17 protein-coding genes are annotated in these 19,004 nt (G+C 71.9%); 8 read left to right on the top strand and 9 right to left on the bottom strand.

The annotated features are described in order from the left end of the window. Positions 1-273, top strand: coding sequence for a hypothetical protein (locus tag HUT18_RS21985; RefSeq protein ID WP_176102289.1), 273 nt, complete (start codon positions 1-3; stop codon positions 271-273). A 47-nt stretch (positions 274-320) separates the two neighbouring features. On the opposite strand, the gene HUT18_RS21990 is transcribed toward HUT18_RS21985, so the two are convergent. The 5 genes from HUT18_RS21990 to HUT18_RS22010 form a co-directional block, all read right to left on the bottom strand. Then, positions 321-1,322, bottom strand: coding sequence for an alpha/beta fold hydrolase (locus tag HUT18_RS21990; protein WP_176102290.1), 1,002 nt, complete (start codon positions 1,320-1,322; stop codon positions 321-323). Positions 1,323-1,483: 161 nt separating this feature from the next. Then, a complete protein-coding gene (locus tag HUT18_RS21995; RefSeq protein ID WP_176102291.1) occupies positions 1,484-1,855 on the bottom strand; it encodes a hypothetical protein in 372 nt (123 codons plus the stop codon). Next, positions 1,830-3,098: a CHAT domain-containing protein gene (locus HUT18_RS22000; RefSeq protein ID WP_176102292.1), complete on the bottom strand. Its 1,269-nt coding sequence runs from the start codon at positions 3,096-3,098 to the stop codon at positions 1,830-1,832. Before HUT18_RS22000 ends, HUT18_RS21995 begins: the two co-directional genes overlap by 26 nt. Beyond that, positions 3,095-5,536 (bottom strand): hypothetical protein, encoded by a 2,442-nt coding sequence (locus tag HUT18_RS22005; RefSeq protein WP_176102293.1) that lies wholly within the window; start codon positions 5,534-5,536, stop codon positions 3,095-3,097. Before HUT18_RS22005 ends, HUT18_RS22000 begins: the two co-directional genes overlap by 4 nt. Before the next feature lie 244 nt (positions 5,537-5,780). Further along, a complete protein-coding gene (locus HUT18_RS22010; RefSeq protein ID WP_254878746.1) occupies positions 5,781-7,259 on the bottom strand; it encodes a class I SAM-dependent methyltransferase in 1,479 nt (492 codons plus the stop codon). Between HUT18_RS22010 and HUT18_RS22015 the strand changes: the two genes are divergently transcribed. The 3 genes from HUT18_RS22015 to groL all read left to right on the top strand — a co-directional run bounded on the left by HUT18_RS22015 (position 7,258) and on the right by groL (position 10,622). Continuing rightward, positions 7,258-8,235, top strand: a complete 978-nt coding sequence (locus HUT18_RS22015) for a polysaccharide deacetylase family protein (RefSeq protein ID WP_176102294.1) — start codon at positions 7,258-7,260, stop codon at positions 8,233-8,235. The two genes, HUT18_RS22010 and HUT18_RS22015, sit on opposite strands and share 2 nt — an antisense overlap. A gap of 290 nt (positions 8,236-8,525) precedes the next feature. Further along, complete coding sequence (groES, locus tag HUT18_RS22020; protein WP_176102295.1) at positions 8,526-8,834, top strand: co-chaperone GroES; 309 nt, start codon at positions 8,526-8,528, stop codon at positions 8,832-8,834. A gap of 159 nt (positions 8,835-8,993) precedes the next feature. Continuing rightward, positions 8,994-10,622 (top strand): chaperonin GroEL, encoded by a 1,629-nt coding sequence (gene groL, locus HUT18_RS22025; protein ID WP_176102296.1) that lies wholly within the window; start codon positions 8,994-8,996, stop codon positions 10,620-10,622. Between the two features lie 245 nt (positions 10,623-10,867). Here the strand turns inward: groL and HUT18_RS22030 are convergent, their stop codons facing one another. The 3 genes from HUT18_RS22030 to HUT18_RS22040 form a co-directional block, all read right to left on the bottom strand. Further along, positions 10,868-12,157 (bottom strand): glycoside hydrolase family 27 protein, encoded by a 1,290-nt coding sequence (locus HUT18_RS22030; RefSeq protein WP_176102297.1) that lies wholly within the window; start codon positions 12,155-12,157, stop codon positions 10,868-10,870. 185 nt (positions 12,158-12,342) lie between these two features. Continuing rightward, positions 12,343-13,119 (bottom strand): SDR family oxidoreductase, encoded by a 777-nt coding sequence (locus tag HUT18_RS22035; protein ID WP_176102298.1) that lies wholly within the window; start codon positions 13,117-13,119, stop codon positions 12,343-12,345. Between the two features lie 119 nt (positions 13,120-13,238). Beyond that, the gene (locus tag HUT18_RS22040) at positions 13,239-13,919 is read right to left on the bottom strand and encodes an MOSC domain-containing protein (protein ID WP_176102299.1); all 681 of its coding nucleotides are present in this window, start codon (positions 13,917-13,919) and stop codon (positions 13,239-13,241) included. Positions 13,920-13,998: 79 nt separating this feature from the next. Here HUT18_RS22040 and HUT18_RS22045 point away from each other — a divergent pair, with 79 nt between their 5' ends. After that, entirely contained in the window at positions 13,999-14,895 is an 897-nt protein-coding gene (locus tag HUT18_RS22045) for a LysR family transcriptional regulator (RefSeq protein ID WP_176102300.1), read from the top strand. 64 nt (positions 14,896-14,959) lie between these two features. On the opposite strand, the gene HUT18_RS22050 is transcribed toward HUT18_RS22045, so the two are convergent. After that, positions 14,960-15,316, bottom strand: coding sequence for a WhiB family transcriptional regulator (locus HUT18_RS22050; protein ID WP_176102301.1), 357 nt, complete (start codon positions 15,314-15,316; stop codon positions 14,960-14,962). A 441-nt stretch (positions 15,317-15,757) separates the two neighbouring features. Here HUT18_RS22050 and HUT18_RS22055 point away from each other — a divergent pair, with 441 nt between their 5' ends. The 3 genes from HUT18_RS22055 to guaB all read left to right on the top strand — a co-directional run bounded on the left by HUT18_RS22055 (position 15,758) and on the right by guaB (position 18,922). After that, positions 15,758-16,369: a response regulator transcription factor gene (locus HUT18_RS22055; RefSeq protein WP_003948568.1), complete on the top strand. Its 612-nt coding sequence runs from the start codon at positions 15,758-15,760 to the stop codon at positions 16,367-16,369. A gap of 244 nt (positions 16,370-16,613) precedes the next feature. Beyond that, on the top strand, positions 16,614-17,189 hold the full coding sequence (locus tag HUT18_RS22060) for a sigma-70 family RNA polymerase sigma factor (protein WP_303246549.1): 576 nt from the start codon (positions 16,614-16,616) through the stop codon (positions 17,187-17,189). A gap of 224 nt (positions 17,190-17,413) precedes the next feature. Further along, positions 17,414-18,922, top strand: coding sequence for an IMP dehydrogenase (gene guaB, locus HUT18_RS22065; RefSeq protein ID WP_176102303.1), 1,509 nt, complete (start codon positions 17,414-17,416; stop codon positions 18,920-18,922). Positions 18,923-19,004: the final 82 nt, after the last annotated feature.

A 19,004-nucleotide genomic window follows, 5' to 3' on the forward strand; every position in this document is an offset into this window, starting at 1 on the left:
TTGACCGTCGCGCTGATGTGGGAGGCCCGGGCCGTCGAGGGCCGCGGGCCCGAACTGCTCGCCTGGGCCCGCGCCCAGGAACTCGCGCCCGCGCCACTGCGCCGCGAGACCTTCCGCGCACCGCAGGACCGCGTCCTCGTCATCACCTGGTGGGACGCCCCCTACGCGGCGGAGCTGCCGGAACTGCCCGAACCCACAGGGGAGTTGGTGACCCGCGCGGTGCACAGGTGGCGGTTCGAGGCGGTGGCTGAGGGGCCTGCGGGGGAGGTCTGAGCGGCAAGTCTGAGAAGGAAGTCTGAGAGGGAAGCCCGAGGGCGGCCTCAGCCGTCCAGCGCCCGCGAACCCTCACTGCCCGAGCCGGATTCGGTGCCGCTCCCGGTGCCCTGACCCTCCGTGCCCGTGCCCGTGCCCGCGCCCGCGCCCGCGCCCGTGCCCGTGCCCGGCCTGGGCCGGACCGCCCGCAGGTCGGCCGTCCACTCGGCGATCCGGTCCGCGAGTTCGGCGGCGGCGCGCGGCCAGCGCAGGTGGCCGGGGCGGGAGCCGTCCGAGGGGCGCCAGTGCAGCCGGGTGGCCACGCCCTCGGGGAGTTTGCCGACCAGGCCGTCGACGGCGCTGCGCGGCGAGTACTGCGTATCGCCCGAGACGGAGACCGCGAGCACCGGCAGCCGGGTCTCGCGCAGCAGTGCCTCGTAGTCGACGTCCGCGCCGTCCGGCCGGAACCGGCCGGTACGGGCGAGCCGTGCCCAGTCCCGCATGAGCGGGGCGGGCTGGCGGCCGCCGAAGCCGAGCCGGTGGCCGGGCCAGTAGCCCCAGAGCTGGGAGAAGGCGGCGGCGATCTGTGAGAACGCGAGTACCCCGGCGCGCTGCACCTTCGGGAAGGCGCGGAAGTGGGCGGTGCCGGAGGCCACCAGGACCAGCCCGTTCACCGGGGCCTTGGCGTGCGCGCGGGCGGCGTAGAGCAGCGAGATCTGGCCACCGAGGCTGTGGCCGAGCAGGTAGAGCGGCAGTTCGGGCCCGAAGTGCGCGCGGGTGGCGGCGACCAGGGCCGGTACGTCGTGCGCGACGAGCTGCTGGTACCCGTGCCGGGTGCGGCGGCCGGAGCGGGGGCGGCTCGCGCCCTGCCCGCGCAGTTCGTTGACGACGACGGCGAGTCCGTGCCGGGCGAGCTGCGCGCCGAACCGCGCGTAGTACGTGGCGGGTACGCCCATCGCCGGGGTGAGGACGATCACCGCGACCGGATCGCCCGGCGGCAGCGTGAGCTGGGCGTCGCCGAGAACCTCGTGCCGAATGCCGTTCAACGGCTCGTCCCTTCCTGGACTCACGGGGCCATCGGTACGGTCAACGGGCGTTCCGCGTCGTCAACAGCCGCTCCGGGCAACATCGTCGGCGCACAGCGACACCGCGCGCAAGGCACAAGTGAGCGCTCTCACTCCGCCACATCTCCGCGGACGACCGCCCGATTCACCTGGTCCGCCCAGCTCCCCTAACTCCGCGTGAACGTGAACGTGATCCCCGCCCGCCCCGCCAGCTCGCCGCCGGAGCCCAGCAGGGAGACGGTGCCCTTGGCGCTCACCTCGGCGGTGAAGCTGACCTCGTTGAGCTGGAACTGGCCCGCTTCCTGCGGCAGGGAGGCGATCATGTCGCGCATCGTGGCCGCGAACTCGCCCAGCCGGGAACGGAGTTCCTCGGCGGGGATCTCCGTCCTGGCGGCCCGCCATTCCGCCGGGCGCCGCAGGGACAGCCGTTCGCCGCGCCCTTGGTCGGTGTCCTCCAGGCCGAGGACGCTGATGGTCTCGGCGACTTCGGCGACTTCGGCGGCTTCGGTGGGCTCAGGGCTGGGCGTGGGCTGCGGCATGGGGTCTCTCCTCGGGGGTCGGCCGGACGTGCAGTGCGGGATCGGCGTACGCGGCGTAGGCGAGGCCGAGCGGATTGCGCAGGGTGTGCAGGAGGTGCCGCCGGGCGTCCAGGAGTGCGCGGCCGAGCGGAATCCGGCGGATCAGGAATCCCTCGTACAGCGCCCGGGAGAAGGCGGCCGCCACGTCGTCGGGGATCTCGGTCTCGGTGCCGACGAACCCGCGGTTGCCGTTCATCAGGAACAGGTACGGGAACGAGGGCGCGCCCGGAGCGCGCATCCGGCCGGAGCCGCAGGCGTTCATCACGACCAGCGGCAGGTCGAAGTCGCGCAGGTCCCGGCTGGTGCCGAGGGCGACCAGGTCCGCGCCGAGGTCGCCGAGGGTGGTCCGGGAGTGCCGGCCGCCGCCGCTGAGTTCGATCTCGGCGGTCAGCGCGTCCTCGGAGCGGGTGTAGCAGTGGCAGGCGAAGTGCTGGATCTGGTCCGGCAGTTGACGCAGCGATCCGTCCAGGAGCAGCCGGGGGTCGAAGATCTGCTCGGCCAGGCCCGGCGCGTCTTCCCCGCCGTCCGGGTAGGGGCCCTCCAGGTCGACGTGGGCGCTCGCCTTCCCGGCGAACCAGTCCAGTTCCTCGACGGCGCCGTCGAGGTGCTCGTAGTAGAGGTAGCGGGCGGGGACGCGGCCCTCGGGCCCGGTGCACAGCGCCTGCCCGCCCGGCACCGGGAAGGGCAGCATGGCGCGGCGCACCACACAGGAGAAGCCGACCAGGGTGCGGCAGGCGGCGGCGAAGTCCGCGCGGGTCTCGACGGTGGGCCCGGGGAACATCCGGAACAGCGGCAGGAACTCCAGCGGCAGAAAGCTGTCCTTGGAGCCCACGCACTCCACGAGCGGCGGCGGCAGTTCGGGGTTCATCCCGAGCGGCAGGGCGTCGTTCCAGAACTGCTGCACCTGGCGCAGCACCGCCTGCTGCGCGCCGAACAGGAGGAACAGCAGGGTGCGGCCGAGTCCGTGCAGCGTACGGAAGACGCGGTCCAGGTCCTTGTCCTCGACGCTGAACGAGGTGAGTTCGTCCTTGAGCCGGGTGAGTCCCGAGTCGAGCTCGTGCCGGACCCTGACCAGCGCGTCGCCGCCGAGCAGCGTGGCCCGCACCGGTACGACTCCGGCGCGGCGGGCGGTGAACTCCAGCTGGGTCGCCTCGCCGGTGGTCAGTACGCGTACGGTGACGTCCGGCGGCCGGGCCGCGCTCACTCGCCGTCCGCCGCTGCGCCCGGGCCGGGGGCCGGGCCCGAAGTCGCCTGCTCCGCCTCGATCTTGAGGGCGACGACCTGGACGAGATGGCCCGCCTGGTAGAGCTGGATCCAGACCTCGTGGCTGCCCTCCTCCTCGGGCATGCGCAGTCCGAAGGCGCTCTGCACCTCGTCCCGCACACTCAGCCGCGCGCGCTGCGGCAGCGCGGTCAGCGTCGAACTGTCGGCCATCGCCTCGAAGGACACCGTCCCGGCCTCCCGGCCGCCCTCGACGCGTACCGGCTCGAAGACGAAGAAGTCCCGGCCCGGGCGGCTCTCGACGACGGTGGCGAGGCTGCCCGCACGGCGGTCGCGGACCACCGAGAGCACCAGGTTCACCCGCCCGCCCACCGGCGCCCTGAGCACGCCGCCCTCGGCCCGGACCGCGGACCGCTCCCCGCTCCCGGGGCGCCGGTCGAGCTCGATGGTGAGGTAGCCGAGGAAGTTGGTCAGCTCGGGACCGGTGACGGAGGCGTTCAGCGAGGTGCGGATGGTGTCCCGGACGTCCTGGTGGAACTCCCGCTGGACATGCGTCAGATGCTCCCTGAGGCGCAGGCTCACCGGGTCGGCCGCCTCGGCCGCGATGTTGCGCGCGAGCTCCGCGAGGTCGGGCTCGGCGAGGGTGGCGGGGGCCGGGTTGGCCCGGGCGGCGGCCGGATACTCCTCCTGGATCGCCCGACGTACCTCTTCGCGGACTGCCCGGCGTACGTCGTTCTGGATGTCGTCGCCGCTGCCGCTGATGTGGAGGTCGCCGCCCACGTGGTAGATTCTCTCGCCGGTGATTCCGCTGAGGCGCCGACCTGCCAAGGGGTCGCGCTCGTCGTCGCCGCTGCCGCTGATGTGGAGGTCGCCGCCCACGTGGTAGACGCTCTCGCCGGTGATTCCGTCGAGGCCCCGACTTGCCGCTGGATCGCGCTCGTCCCCGGTGGACCGGGCCGTCCGCCGTTCTCGCTCCACCTCGCTCAGGGCCTGCTCACCGCTCAACACGGGGGCCAGCGCGATCAGTTCCGCGACGTCCTCGGGCGGCGGCAGCCGCAGGGCCCGCACCAGTTCGTACCTGAGGACGTCGACCGCCTGCGCCTTGCGTGCGCACACCTCGGCGAGCTGCCCGCGCGCCTGGGTCAGCGCGAACGCCGCCAGGAGCAACGGTCCGACGACGATCAGCGGGGCCGCGCCCTGTCCGAGGCGGACGTCGCCGAGGCCGGTGAGCCCGGTCAGTAGCCAGGTGACCGTCGTGCACACGGCGCTCGCGAGGACGATCCGCCAGCCGAGCACGCTCCGTTCGGCCCGCCGCACCTCGCTCCGCAATTGCTCGTCGCCGACCTGCGCCAACCGCGGCCAGGCCCGGTCCAGGTCGAGTCCGGTCTCCAGGGCGGTGCGCCGGTGGATCGTGAGGACGGCCGTGGACTGGAGCGGCCGGCCCAGGCCGCCGAGAGCGGTCCGCCGCACGGCGCCGAGATCGAAGCTCGGGTCCCGGTCCGCGAGCGAGGGCCTCGCCGGTGCGCGGCGCCGGTCGTCGTCCGCCTCCCGGCCCCCGGGCGGGTGGGCCCGGCCGTACGGATCGCCTCCGGGGCCGCGGCCCGCGGGGTACCGGCCCGGGCTGCCGCCCGTCGGGGCGGGGCCGCGGCGGGCCCTGGACCAGTGCCGCGGGGCGCCGAGAGCCAGCCGGTCCTCCAGACGCTCCCGCGCCCGTTCGCGTGCCTCGTCGGTCAGTACGGTCAGCCACCACCGGGGCGGCGCGGTGCTCGCCCAGGCCAGTACGGCGGCCTGCGCCACCAGCAGGAGCACCGCCGTTCCGGCGAGCCAACTCCCCGCCAGGAGCAGGCCGTTGTCCCATTCCCCGGCGCTCCACGACTCCTCGTCCCGGACCGCCCACGTCACCCCGGCGAGCGGCGGCAGCAGCCCGGCGAACTGGGCCAGGAGCGGAGCCGCGTCGCCGGGGACGCGCCTGCCCCACGGCAGGGCGAAGCCCTCGGCCGCGCGGCCCCGGCCAGGAGCCAGGACGGTGAGACGCCGGGCTGCTCCGGCGAGGAGCAACAGGAGCATCGCGCCGGAGGTCCAGGCCGTCGCGGCCTCCTCGCCCCGCAAGAACCGGGCGGTGAGCAGGGCCAGTTCGGCCACCAGCACCGCCGAGAGGGCCGCCGTGACGCGGAACCGCCACTTGTGCGAGGTACCGGAACCGCGCGCACCTGCCCGGGAGTTGGCGAGCAGGAAGAGCAACTCGACGCAGGTGACGGCGAGTACGCCCAGCACCAGCCAGGTGACAAGCAGTCCCCAAGGGCCCCCGGAATAGGTGGACAGGGGGACGTGAATGGCCAGCAGGCCCCCCGACGCGATCGCCAGGACGACCGCCGCCCCGAAGAGCGCATTGCCGACGACTCTGCCCGCACTCGTACTCATGGCCCTCCAGCGGCCGTTTCCCGCCGAGCAACTTCCCGCTCAGTATGGCCAGTTGGAGGGCTTCCCGCGAACCCGTCGGGCAGCTCGGGCCCGGCGTGCCACCAGCTTCCCACCGGCGCCCCACCGGTGGACCGTCCTGCGGCGACCGTCCCTTCGGGAGGCCGCCGCAGCGCCGGTCATCCCTGCGGAGCCCTGCTCGTCAGAGGCCCGTCACCTGTCCGGATCCCCGTCCGTCAGAGGCCCGTCATCCGTCCGCATCCCCGTCCGTCACCGGTCCGCCGATCAACATCGTCGGCGCCCCCGCGACCCGGGTCAGGAACACTGTCGCGGAGTGCGGGCCCTGGGGTTTGACCTTGCGGCGGAGTTCTTCCGGTTCCACGGCGGAGCCGCGCTTCTTCACGGTCAGGGTGCCCACTTCGCGTTCGCGCAGCAGGGCCTTCAACTTCTTGAGGTTGAAGGGGAGTTGGTCGGTGATCCGGTAGGCGGTGGCGAACCGGGTGGGGTGGGCGTGGTCGGCGGTGACGTAGGCGATGGTCGGGTCGATCAGGCCGCCGTCCACCTCGCGGGCGACCTCGGCGACCAGATGCGCGCGGATGACGGCGCCGTCGGGTTCGTACAGGAACCGTCCCACCGGGCGTACCTCGGGATCGGGCAGCATCCCGGCGAGCGAGGCCGTGAGGGAGGCGCCGGAGGGGAGCAGGGTGGCCCGTCGGGAGGCGGGGGCGTCGGTGCCGAACCACAGCACCGCCTCCTTCACCTCGCCGCGCTCGGAGATCCACTCCGTCTCGGCGTCCTCGGGGATCATCTCGTGCGGGACGCCCGGGGCGATCTTCAGCGCGGCGTACGGGGCCCGGCGGGCGGCGGCCACGGCCCAGGACAGCGGGGGCGAGTAGGCCTCCGGGTCGAAGATGCGGGCGTTGCCTCCACCCCCGGCGCTCCCCGCGCCTCCACCCGTGGGTGCACCCTTGCCTCCACCCCGGCCGCCGCCGCGCCCGGCTCCGCTCCGTCCGCGGCCGCCCGCCGGGGCGCGCCGTGCCGGGTCCACGAAGACGGCTCCGTACCCCTCGGTGTCCACCTCGGTGACATCCGCCTCGCGTACCTCGATCAGTGAACCGAGGCCGAGGGCAAGGGAGTTGGCGCGGGCGACGGCACAGGTCAGCGGGTCCCGGTCGACGGCCAGTACCCGGATTCCGGCGCGCGCCAGGGCCAGCGCGTCACCGCCGATGCCGCAGCACAGGTCCGCCACCTCCCGTACGCCGAGCGCCGTGAGCCGGGCGGCGCGGTGCGTGGCCACCGAGGCGCGGGTGGACTGCTCCACCCCGTGCGGCGTGAAGAACATCCGGCCCGCGTCCTCGGCACCGAACTTCGCCACCGCCTTCCGGCGCAGCCGCTCCTGCGTCAGCGCGGCCGAGACGAGACCGGCCGGATAGCGGCGCCTGAGCCGGGTGGCCACGGCCAGCTCCTGCCCCGGCTCGGTGCCCGCGACCTCGTCGAGCAGCGCCCGTCCGGTGTCCGTGAGCAGGGCCTCGAAGGCGGCCACCGGGTCCGGGGCGTCGGCGAGGGGCTGTGCCTCGGTGGCGCCCTGCGAGGCGTGCGGCTGGTCGTCGGGGGCGGGGGAGCGGTCGGTCACCGGGCCATTGTGGGCCAAGTCGGTGTACCGGCCGTTCGCGGTGGTGGTGTCGGCGGCCGGGGCGGTCGGCCGCTTGGCAGGATGCGGCGCCATGCGCCTAGTACGACAAGCTGCACAAAGGGCCGGATGGTGGAAGCGGCAGGCGCGCTGCGCCGCCGCACTCCTCGCCCTCGGCGCCCTGGCCATCGGATGCGCGGCGCTCGAATACCCGCAGCCGATCGAGGGGATCGCCGGGGCCCCGGGCGCCCACGGACCCCCGGCCGGCGGCGGCGCACCCGCCCGTGGCGCACCGGCCCGTGGCGCCCCCGCCCGCCCGCTGGACTCGTACGCCTCACTGCGCGGCGCCGAGCGCTCCGCGCAACTCGCCGCCGCCCTGCGCTGGCGTCTGATGGCGCCCCCGCGCCCGGCCCCGCCGCCTCCCGACAGCAAGCCCCGGCTGCGTACCCGCAAGGGCTTCGAGGTCGACGGCGGCGACGCGGGCCTGCCGCCGGTCTTCACCGGCGTGCCCACCAAGGAGAAGATCGTCTTCCTGACGATCGACGACGGGTACGAGAAGGACCCGGCGTTCCTGCGGATGACCAGTGAACTGCGGATCCCGTACAGCGCCTTCCTCTCCGACTACGTCATCAAGGACGACTACGCCTACTTCCGCCGCATGCGCGATTCCGGCGTGACCCTGAGCAACCACACCCTGCACCACCCCGATCTGCGCGAGCTCTCCTACGCCGAGCAGCGGCGCGAGATCTGCGGGATGCAGGACGTGATGGCCAAGGAGTTCGGGCGGCGGCCGACGCTGCTGCGCCCGCCGTTCGGCAACTACGACCGGGACACCCTGCGGGCCGCCAAGTCCTGCGGGATCAAGGCGATTCCGCTGTGGAACGAGGAGATCGTCCTGGACCGGATGGAATACCGGGACCTAGACAAGAAGCTGCACCCCGGGGACATCGTCCTCACCCATTTCCGGGGCCGCGGCGAATGGCGCGGCACGATGCCGGACATGCTGCGCAACTTCCTGAAGGAGCTGACCAAGCAGGGCTTCGCGGTGGCGCGCCTGGAGGACTACGTCTGAGAGCGGCGGCGGCCGGGCTTGCCCCCGGCCGCCGCGACCGACCGCGGGACAGGGGAGCGCGGCGGGCGGGATCCGTACCCCTCGGACGGGGGGTTTTGGGCTCGCCGTGGCCGCCGCGTTGGCACTCCGCTTGACCGAGTGCTAATCGCAGTCATAGTGTCGCCCTTGGCACTCCCCGACGGAGAGTGCCAGAAGCGACGGGCAGGTCCGGCACCCGCGACGACGGATCCACCTGGTCGCCACCTCAGATCAGTTAACCCCGTGAGATCTCCGAAGGGGGAGGTCGGATCGTGACGACCGCCAGCTCCAAGGTTGCCATCAAGCCGCTCGAGGACCGCATTGTGGTCCAGCCGCTCGACGCCGAGCAGACCACTGCCTCCGGCCTTGTTATCCCGGACACCGCCAAGGAGAAGCCCCAGGAGGGCGTTGTCCTGGCCATCGGTCCGGGCCGGGTCGAGGACGGCAAGCGCGTCGAGCTCGACGTGAAGGTCGGCGACGTTGTCCTGTACAGCAAGTACGGCGGCACCGAGGTGAAGTACAACAACGAGGAGTACCTCGTTCTCTCGGCTCGCGACGTGCTCGCGATCATCGAGAAGTAATTCACCACCACTTGCTTGAGATCTGCGCCCCTGGCACCCGCTCATCGCTGCGTTCACTCACAGCCTGCCGGGCGCCCGGGGCGCAGTTCGTTTTTTCCAGCGATGGCGGCCGTTCCGCGCGAGCGGCCGAGGATCGCAACGAGAGGAATGAACCGCTCCATGGCGAAGATCCTGAAGTTCGACGAGGACGCCCGTCGCGCCCTCGAGCGCGGCGTCAACAAGCTTGCCGACACCGTGAAGGTGACCATCGGCCCGCGTGGCCGCAATGTCGTCATCGACAAGAAGTTCGGCGCCCCGACCATCACCAACGACGGCGTCACCATCGCCCGTGAGGTCGAGGTCGAGGACCCGTACGAGAACCTCGGCGCCCAGCTCGTCAAGGAGGTGGCGACCAAGACCAACGACATCGCGGGTGACGGCACCACCACCGCGACCGTGCTCGCCCAGGCCCTGGTCAAGGAAGGCCTGCGCAACGTCGCCGCCGGCGCTTCCCCGGCCGCCCTGAAGAAGGGCATCGACGCCGCCGTCAAGGCCGTCTCGGACGAGCTGCTCGCCACCGCGCGCCCGATCGACGAGAAGTCCGACATCGCCGCGGTCGCCGGTCTGTCCGCCCAGGACCCGCAGGTCGGCGAGCTCATCGCCGAGGCCATGGACAAGGTCGGCAAGGACGGTGTCATCACCGTCGAGGAGTCCAACACCTTCGGTCTGGAGCTGGACTTCACCGAGGGCATGGCCTTCGACAAGGGCTACCTGTCCCCGTACTTCGTGACCGACCAGGAGCGTATGGAGGCCGTCCTCGACGACCCGTACATCCTGATCCACCAGGGCAAGATCTCCTCCATCCAGGACCTCCTGCCGCTGCTGGAGAAGGTCATCCAGGCCGGCGCCTCGAAGCCGCTCCTGATCATCGCCGAGGACGTCGACGGCGAGGCGCTGTCGACCCTGGTCGTGAACAAGATCCGCGGCACCTTCAACGCCGTCGCGGTGAAGGCTCCCGGCTTCGGCGACCGCCGCAAGGCCATGCTCGGTGACATCGCCACCCTGACCGGCGGCACCGTCATCGCCGAGGAGGTCGGCCTCAAGCTCGACCAGGTCGGCCTGGATGTGCTGGGCACCGCCCGCCGTGTCACGGTCACCAAGGACGACACGACCATCGTGGACGGCGGCGGCGAGAGCGCCGACGTCACGGGCCGCGTCGCCCAGATCAAGGCCGAGATCGAGGCCACGGACTCCGACTGGGACCGCGAGAAGCTCCAGGAGCGCCTCGCGAAGCTCGCCGGTGGCGTGTGCGTGATCAAGGTCGGCGCCGCCACCGAGGTGGAGCTGAAGGAGAAGAAGCACCGTCTGGAGGACGCCATCTCCGCGACCCGCGCCGCGGTCGAGGAGGGCATCGTCTCCGGTGGTGGCTCCGCTCTGGTGCACGCCGCCAAGGTGCTCGACGGCGGCCTCGGCAAGACCGACGACGAGGCCACCGGTGTCGCCGTGGTCCGTCGCGCCGCGGTCGAGCCGCTGCGCTGGATCGCCGAGAACGCCGGCCTGGAGGGCTACGTCATCGTCTCCAAGGTCGCCGAGCTGGAGAAGGGCAACGGCTACAACGCCGCCACCGGCGAGTACGGCGACCTGGTCAAGGCCGGTGTCATCGACCCGGTCAAGGTCACCCGCTCCGCCCTGGAGAACGCCGCCTCCATCGCCTCCCTGCTGCTCACGACCGAGACCCTGGTCGTCGAGAAGCCGGCCGAGGAAGAGGCCGACGCCGGTCACGGCCACGGTCACGGCCACGCGCACTGAAACCGGCCCGGGCTCACACCCTGAGCCCGGCCCGAGAGGCTGACCCACGTCGGCCCCGACGGCACGGCTGACAACGGCCCGGCATCCCGCGAGGGGTGCCGGGCCGCTGCGTTTTGGTCCTTACGGGACGGTCCTACGGGAACGGGCGTACGGGACGGTCCTGCGAAACGGGCGCGTACGGGACACGGTCCTACGGAACGGGCATACGGCAGCCGCGAGCGCGCGAACTGCCGTACGCCACAAGGTCATCGGCGCGGGCTCACCCGCAGCAGCACCGTGCCGTGGGCCGGGACTTCGGCCGTCAACTCGCCCTTGGTGGAAGTGAGTTCACCGCTCCACAGGTCACGTACCGCATAGCCGCGCGGCGCCGGGTCGAGGCCCGCCGCGGCGGCCGTGGTGGACAGACGCTGCGTCTGGTCCGTGGCGTTGAACAGCGCGACAGCCCTGCTCCCGTCGGCCAGTTCCTTGCTCAGCACCCAGCGGCCGTCCTGCCGCGAGACCACGGTGGCCTGCTTGCCCAGCGGGTCCTGGTCGACCGCGATCACCCGCTTGTTGCCGAGGATCCGCTCGGTCTCGGGCGACATGGTGCGCAGGTCGTTGCCCATGATGAGGGGCGCCGCGAGCACCGACCACAGGCTCATGTGGGAGCGGTACTCGGTGTCGGTCATACCGCCGTTGCCCACCTCCAGCATGTCCGGGTCGTTCCAGCCGCCGGGGCCCGCGGCCTCGGGAAACTCCGCGGCGGCCTCGAAGTTGCTCACCATGCTGGCCCAGTTGTCCGCGATGTCGGTCGAGGTGCGCCACAGGTTCGAGGTGGTGCGCGCCCACTGCTCGAAGTCCAGGTCCTCGCAGCACGCGGAGAGGCTGTACACGATCGGCCGCCCGGTCTTCTCCAGTGCTTTCGCCATCCGCGGGAAGAGCACCTGGGCGAGCTCCTTCTGCGAGTACCCGGGGAAGTCGGCCCACATGTCCGGGGATTCGGTCGCCGAGGTCTGACACCAGTCGTGCTTGAGGTAGTCCACGCCCCACTCGGCGAACTTGTCCGCGTCCTGCTGCTCGTGCCCGTAACTGCCGGGCCGCTTCTGGCAGGTGCCCTGGGTCGGGGACTCGTAGAGCCCGAACTTCAGCCCGCGCGCGTGCAGATAGTCGCCGAGCGCCTTCATCCCGGACGGGAAGCGCTCCGGATCTGCGGTCAGATTCCCTTGCGCGTCACGGGACTTGGCCATCCAGCAGTCGTCGACCGTGACGAACCGGTAGCCCTTCTTGTCGAGCCCCTTCGCCACGATGGCGTCCGCGATGCCGCGCACGTCCTCCTCGTCGACTGCGCACCGCAGCTTGTTCCAGCTGTTCCAGCCCATCGGCGGGGTGAGCGCGAGCCCGTTGTACGAACCCTCGCTGGTGGACACGGACTTGGGCGCGGCGTCGCCGTCCGGGCGGATGGTGGGGGCGGCGGCGGTGGCCGGGCCGGGCAGCAGGCACAGGGACGCGGTGACGGCGGCCAGGGCGACGGCGAGTGCGGAGCGGGTGCTTCTCATCGGGCGTGGGCCTCTCTCGTGGGGTGGACGGGAGAGGCACCACGGTGGCCGGGGGCGCGCACGGCGGCCATGGAGAAGTGCGCACGCACTCTTGGACTTGTTGTCAGCAGGTGTTCAACGGGCCGCGGCAGGCGTTCAACGGGTCGGCAGGGTGCAGCCCTTGGAGCGGCGTGCGCGGGCGGTGCTCAGTGCTTGGGGCCGTACTTGCGTCCCGCCTTGGAGGAGACGCCGCCGAGCAGTGCGCGCGGGGTCAGCTTCACCACGCCCATCAGGGCCTTGTAGCGCGGGTCGGGGACGGACAGGGTGCGGCCGCGGTGCAGGTCGGCGAGGGCGGCGGTGACCAGCTTGTCGGCGTCCAGCCACATCCACTTGGGGATGTTGTCGGTGCCCATCCCGGCCCGCTCGTGGAACTCGGTACGGACGAATCCGGGGCACAGGGCCATCAGCCGTACCCCGGAACCGGCCAGATCACGGGCCGCGCCCTGGGTGAACTGCACGACCCAGGCCTTCGAGGCGCCGTAGGTGCCGCGCGGCACGAAGGCGGCGACCGAGGCGACGTTGACCACGCCCCCGCGCCCCCGGTCGCGCATGACCCGCGTCGCGGCCGTGGTCAGCCGGAGCACCGCCTCGCAGTGCACCTTGAGCATGGTCAGCTCGTCGGCCATCGGGACGTCCAGGTAGGCGCCCTTGTGGCCGAATCCGGCGTTGTTCACCAGGAGGTCGACGGGGCTGCGCTTGTCACCGAGGCGTTCCTCGACGGAGCCGATGCCCCGCTCGGTGGCGAGGTCGGCGGTCAGCACCTCGGCCTCCACGCCGTGCCGGTCGTGCAGTTCCGTGGCCTGTTCCCGCAGCCGCTTCGTATCGCGGGCGACGAGCACCAGATTGTGCCCGTCGGCGGCCAGACGGCGGGCGAAAGCGGCGCCGATACCGGCGGTGGACCCCGTGATGAGAGCCGTAGTCATGCGCCAAGGTTAGTGACCTTGGGCGGGCGCCGTGCGCACCGCCCACCCGCTCGCGGGAGTGTTCCCGGCGCTTGTCCCGCTCTGCCCGGCTTGCGCTCCCGGAGCGTTCGCGCGGGGGCTCAACCCGCCGTACCGGCACCGTACTTGGCGATGTAGGCCTGCGCCTTCTCGCGCGCCTCCGGGTGCAGTGCGTCCCCGGCCTCCAGCAGCCGGGGCAGCAGGGAGCGGTCGGTGGTCACGGCGCGGAACTGCAGGTCGACGCTGATGCCGTGGGCGGGGCGGTGCAGGATCTCGACGGTGTCCCCGGTGCGGATCTCGCCCGGCTCGATCACCCTGAAGTAGGCGCCGGTCAGCGCCCGTTGGGTGAAACGCCGGACCCAGCCCTCCTCGCCGATCCAGCCCGCGAAGGTCCGGCAGGGCACCCGGCCGCTGGTGGCCTCCAGGACCAGCTGCTCGCCGACCCGCCAGCGCTCCCCGACCAGCGTGTGCGAGACATCGATACCGACCGTGGTGAGGTTCTCGCCGAACGCGCCGTCGTCGAGAGTGCGCCCGAGCTCGCGCCCCCAGGCGTCGAGGTCCTCGCGCGCGTACGCGTAGACCGCCTGCTCGTTGCCCCCGTGGTAGCGCCGGTCGCAGACCGCGTCGCCCGCCAGACCGCTGCCGCCGATCCGCATGGGGCCCGGCGGGCTCACCATGACAGGGTGCGTCACCGGTCGCTTGTCGATCCCGGTCAGCCCCTGGGCCTGACTCGTGTACGCCACTTTCGTCGGTCGGCCCACGTTCACGGAGAGAACCTTCATACCCGCAGCTAACCAGGGAGCACCCAAAGCGTCCATGTGAGCCGGAGCGCCCGGCCCAAGCGGGTCTTATGCTCAACGGGTGATCGAGGCCCGTCATCTGCGCGTGCTGCGGCAGGTCGCCGCCACCGGTTCGTTCTCCGCCGCCGCCCGGGCCCTGGGCTGCACCCAGCCCGCGGTCAGCCAGCAGATGAAGGCACTCGAAGCCTCGGTCGGTACCCCCGTACTGGTCCGCTCCGGGCGGAGCATGCGGCTGACCGAGGCGGGCGAGGCCCTGGTCCGGCACGCGGCCGGGGTGCTTGCCGGGCTCACCGCGGCCGAGGAGGAGGTCGCGGCGATAGCCGGACTGCGCTCCGGCCGGGTACGGCTGGTCTCCTTCCCGAGCGGCAGCTCCACCCTGGTCCCGGCCGCCCTCGCCGCTCTGCGCGCCGCCCACCCCGGCACCCGGGTCTCCCTGGTCGACGCCGAGCCGCCGCAGTCGGTGGAGATGCTGCGCGAGGGCGACTGCGACATCGCGCTGGCCTTCCGCTACTCGGGCACGGCCGATCCGGGGGAGTGGGACGACCTCGTCGTACGGCCGTTGCTGGCCGACCGGTTGGTCGCGCTGGTGCCGGACGGGCACCGGCTCGCGGGGCGGCCGAGCCTGGGTATCGGCGAGCTCGCCGGGGAGGCGTGGATCGCGGGTTGCCCGCGCTGCCGTACCCAGCTCGTCCAGGTGTGCGCGGGCGCCGGTTTCACCCCGCGTATCGACTTCGCGACCGACGACTACCCGGCGGTGGTCGGCCTGGTGGGCGCCGGGCTCGGGGTCGCCGTGCTGCCCGCGCTGGCCCTGCAACCGGTGAATCCGAAGCGGGCGTGCACGGTACGGCTCGAACCGCCCGTACACCGCGAGGTGGTCGCGCTCACACTGCCCGATCTGGCCCAAGTGCCCGCGGTCCGGGCGACGTTGGAGCACCTGGCGCGGGCCGCGCGGCGCTGAGGCCGCGAGGCCCGGGTGCCCGGACAGCCTCGGGTGAAACGTTCCTCCGCTGTGTCGGTCCGCGTCAGCGGGCGGAGACCGAACTCGGTTCGCCGGGTGCGCGTGCGGCCGTCGCCGTGGGGGTGCCGGTGTGCACCAGGCGGCTGCGCGCACGGCCCATGAGTTCCTCGCGCTCGTCCTCGGTCAGCCCGCCCCAGACGCCGTACGGCTCGCGGACCGCCAGCGCGTGCGCGGCGCACTCCGCGCGCACGGGGCACCGCATGCAGACCTCTTTGGCCGAGTTCTCGCGCGCGCTGCGGGCCGCGCCGCGTTCGCCCTCCGGGTGGAAGAAGAGCGAACTGTCCACCCCGCGGCAGGCCGCGAGGAGCTGCCAGTCCCACAGATCGGCGTTCGGTCCGGGAAGGCGGGAGAAGTCTGCCATTGCGTGTCCCCTCATAGCGTCATCGCGCTTGCTCGCTGCGGGCGGTGGCCGTGACGAAGCTGTGGCGCACACAGTGCGCACGACCGCACAACTATTGTCTAAGGAGATGAAAATATGACTCTTGCGAATCTAGCGTCAGACACCAGGTAAAGGGAAGAAATGGCGCTGAATGGGGCATAAGTGCACGCGCAGTGCCTGGTCAGCCGAGCGGTGACCTGTGGCGGCCCTACCGTGTTCGCCCGCTTACGCAGAGTGCCGAAAGTGCGGCTCGGGCCCGTAACTCTTTCGGGTGACCGTCGTTGAGAGTCCCGTAGGCGGTTGAAAGCCCCGCGCCCGGGCATCTTTCTTGACCGGGGCGTGGTGGGACGCCAACCGCACAGGTGACGATTCGTACCCAGCCTGGAGGCTCAAGGTGACGCGCATCAGCTGCGGAGGGCGGCCATGACATCCGTCCTCGTCTGCGACGACTCCCCGCTCGCCCGAGAGGCGCTCCGCCGCGCGGTGGCCACCGTGCCCGGCGTCGAGCGAGTCACAACGGCGGCCAACGGCGAGGAAGTGCTCCGCCGCTGGGGCGCCGACCGCTCGGATCTTATTTTGATGGACGTGCGCATGCCCGGCCTGGGCGGCGTCGAAACCGTACGGCGACTGCTGTCCGCCGACCCCGGCGCGCGCATCATCATGCTCACCGTCGCCGAGGACCTGGACGGTGTCGCGCTCGCCGTGGCCGCGGGCGCCCGCGGATATCTGCACAAGGACGCCTCGCGCGCCGAACTGCGGGCCACGGTCACCCAGGCGCTGGCCGACCCGACCTGGCGGCTCGCCCCGCGGCGGCTGCGCAGCGCCGAGATGGGCGCCGCCCCGACACTGACCGCCCGCGAGATCCAGGTGCTCGAAGGCATGAGCCACGGCCGCTCCAACGCGGAGATCGGCCGTGAGCTGTTCCTCTCCGAGGACACCGTGAAAACGCACGCGAGGCGGCTGTTCAAGAAGCTCGGCGCCTCGGACCGCGCGCACGCTGTTGCGCTCGGTTTCCGCTGGGGTTTGGTGCGCTGAGCGTGCCGCCCGGGGCGCATTTCCCGCCGGGCGCACGCCGCCCGGCGGGCCGGGTGGTGGGCGCCCGGTCCTGGTTTCCCGTCCGATGCCGCATCCTTGAGGTGTGGAGTTCCTCGGGGACAGGTCGGCCGAGCGGGAGGGGAGGGCGCAGCGGATGAGTTCCGGCGCACCCGCTCATAACGCTTCGATGCACAACTACGGACGCGGTGCCACAGGCGAATCGGAGCCAAGGCACCATGGACCGATGCGCGACGACGAGACGACTGCCATCGGTGCGCTCGTCCATGGAGCCGTGGAGGGCGATCAGCAGGCGACACACGACCTGCTCGCCCATGTGCACCCGCTCGCCCTGCGTTACTGCCGCACCAGACTTTCCCGGCTGCCCGGGGACGCGCGGCACTTCGTGGAGGACCTGGCGCAGGAGGTGTGCGTGGCGGTGCTGCTCGCGCTGCCCCGCTACAAGGACACCGGCCGTCCCTTCGAGGCGTTCGTCTTCGCCATCGCCGCGCACAAGGTCGCCGATCTTCAGCGGGCCGCGATGCGTCACCCCGGTTCCACGGCGGTGCCCTCCGACGAGATGCCCGAGCGTCCGGACGACTCGCTCGGTCCCGAGGAGCGCGCGCTGCTCAGCAGTGACGCCGAGTGGGCCAAGAAACTTCTCGCCAATCTTCCGGAGAACCAGCGCGAACTGCTGCTGCTGCGGATCGCCGTCGGCCTGACCGCCGAGGAGACCGGCCAGATGCTCGGGATGTCCCCGGGCGCCGTGCGGGTCGCACAGCACCGCGCACTCAGCCGCCTGCGCGCCCTCGCCGAGCAGTAGGCGGCGGGGCGGGCGGGGCAGGGGCGCGTGCCGTGTCTCACAGGAGCCGCCGCGTGCCCGCGTAAGGGGCCCCGCGAGGGGCGCGTGCGTGGTGGCCGCGCGCGGGCGCACGGCGTTCGGAGGATCGCACGATTCCGACAGGTGATCTTCCTGGTGGAATTCGCCGCCGCCAAAGGCCGTTAGCATGGACATCCGCACCGATCAAGGCCATTGGGGAAGGTGTCATGACTGCACACGACGGCGGAACGCCCGAAAAGTTCGCGACCCTCGGGCTGACCTACGACGACGTGCTGCTGCTGCCCGGTGCGTCCGACATGGCCCCCGAGGACATCGACACCTCCTCGCACCTGTCGAAGAACGTGAAGCTGAACGTCCCGCTGCTGTCCGCGGCGATGGACAAGGTGACCGAGGCGCGGATGGCCATCGCGATGGCCCGCCAGGGCGGCGCGGGCGTGCTGCACCGCAACCTGTCCATCGAGGACCAGGCCAACCAGGTCGACCTGGTCAAGCGCTCCGAGTCGGGCATGGTCAGCGACCCGATCACGGTCCACCCGGACGCCACCCTCGGCGAGGCCGACGCGATCTGTGCCAAGTTCCGGATCAGTGGTGTCCCGGTCACCGACGGCGCCGGCAAACTGCTCGGCATCGTCACCAACCGTGACATGGCCTTCGAGACGGACCGCTCCCGCCAGGTCCGCGAGGTCATGACCCCGATGCCGCTGGTGACCGGCAAGGTCGGTATCTCCGGCGTCGACGCGATGCAGCTGCTGCGCCGCCACAAGATCGAGAAGCTTCCGCTCGTGGACGACGCGGGCGTGCTCAAGGGCCTGATCACGGTCAAGGACTTCGTGAAGGCCGAGCAGTATCCGAACGCCGCCAAGGACTCCGAGGGCCGCCTGATCGTCGGCGCCGCGGTCGGCGTCGCCGGTGACGCCTTCGAGCGTGCGCAGGCCCTGGTCGAGGCGGGCGTCGACTTCGTCGTTGTCGACACCGCGCACGGCCACTCCCGCCTGGTCGGCGAGATGGTCGCCAAGATCAAGTCGAACGCCTCCGGGGTCGACGTGATCGGCGGCAACATCGCCACCCGCGACGGCGCCCAGTCCCTCGTCGACGCCGGTGCGGACGGCATCAAGGTCGGCGTGGGCCCCGGCTCGATCTGCACCACCCGCGTGGTCGCCGGTATCGGCGTCCCGCAGGTCACCGCGATCTACGAGGCCGCGCTCGCCGCCAAGGCGGCCGGTGTCCCGGTCATCGGCGACGGCGGTCTGCAGTACTCCGGCGACATCGCCAAGGCCCTGGTCGCCGGTGCGGACACGGTGATGCTCGGCTCGCTGCTCGCGGGCTGCGAGGAGTCGCCGGGCGAGCTGCTCTTCATCAACGGCAAGCAGTTCAAGTCGTACCGGGGCATGGGCTCCCTTGGCGCGATGCAGTCCCGCGGCGAGCGCAAGTCCTTCTCCAAGGACCGTTACTTCCAGGAGGGCGTCGCCTCCGACGACAAGCTGGTGCCCGAGGGCATCGAGGGCCAGGTGCCCTACCGCGGCCCGCTGTCCGCGGTCGTCCACCAGCTCGTCGGCGGTCTGCGCCAGTCGATGTTCTACGTCGGCGGCCAGACCGTGCCCGACCTCCAGGCCAACGGCAAGTTCGTACGGATCACCTCGGCGGGCCTCAAGGAGAGCCACCCGCACGACATCCAGATGACCGTCGAGGCGCCCAACTACACCAGCAAGCGCTGACCCACCGCGAACCCCGCGGTACAGCTCAGGGGGCGGACCGGATTCCCCGGTACCGCCCCCGAGGTGTGCGTGGGAGATACTT

Source organism: Streptomyces sp. NA04227 (genome assembly GCF_013364195.1).
Lineage (GTDB): Bacteria > Actinomycetota > Actinomycetes > Streptomycetales > Streptomycetaceae > Streptomyces.

Coding starts and splice junctions, on each gene's coding strand:
- HUT18_RS22050 (WP_176102301.1), bottom strand. CDS start 15,316: ATGGCAGACTTCTCCCGCCTTCCCGGACCGAACGCCGATCTGTGGGAC.
- HUT18_RS22035 (WP_176102298.1), bottom strand. CDS start 13,119: ATGACTACGGCTCTCATCACGGGGTCCACCGCCGGTATCGGCGCCGCT.
- groL (WP_176102296.1), top strand. CDS start 8,994: ATGGCGAAGATCCTGAAGTTCGACGAGGACGCCCGTCGCGCCCTCGAG.
- guaB (WP_176102303.1), top strand. CDS start 17,414: ATGACTGCACACGACGGCGGAACGCCCGAAAAGTTCGCGACCCTCGGG.
- HUT18_RS22040 (WP_176102299.1), bottom strand. CDS start 13,919: ATGAAGGTTCTCTCCGTGAACGTGGGCCGACCGACGAAAGTGGCGTAC.
- HUT18_RS22060 (WP_303246549.1), top strand. CDS start 16,614: ATGCGCGACGACGAGACGACTGCCATCGGTGCGCTCGTCCATGGAGCC.
- HUT18_RS22030 (WP_176102297.1), bottom strand. CDS start 12,157: ATGAGAAGCACCCGCTCCGCACTCGCCGTCGCCCTGGCCGCCGTCACC.
- HUT18_RS22055 (WP_003948568.1), top strand. CDS start 15,758: ATGACATCCGTCCTCGTCTGCGACGACTCCCCGCTCGCCCGAGAGGCG.
- HUT18_RS21995 (WP_176102291.1), bottom strand. CDS start 1,855: ATGCCGCAGCCCACGCCCAGCCCTGAGCCCACCGAAGCCGCCGAAGTC.
- HUT18_RS22015 (WP_176102294.1), top strand. CDS start 7,258: ATGCGCCTAGTACGACAAGCTGCACAAAGGGCCGGATGGTGGAAGCGG.
- HUT18_RS22010 (WP_254878746.1), bottom strand. CDS start 7,259: ATGGCGCCGCATCCTGCCAAGCGGCCGACCGCCCCGGCCGCCGACACC.
- HUT18_RS22005 (WP_176102293.1), bottom strand. CDS start 5,536: ATGAGTACGAGTGCGGGCAGAGTCGTCGGCAATGCGCTCTTCGGGGCG.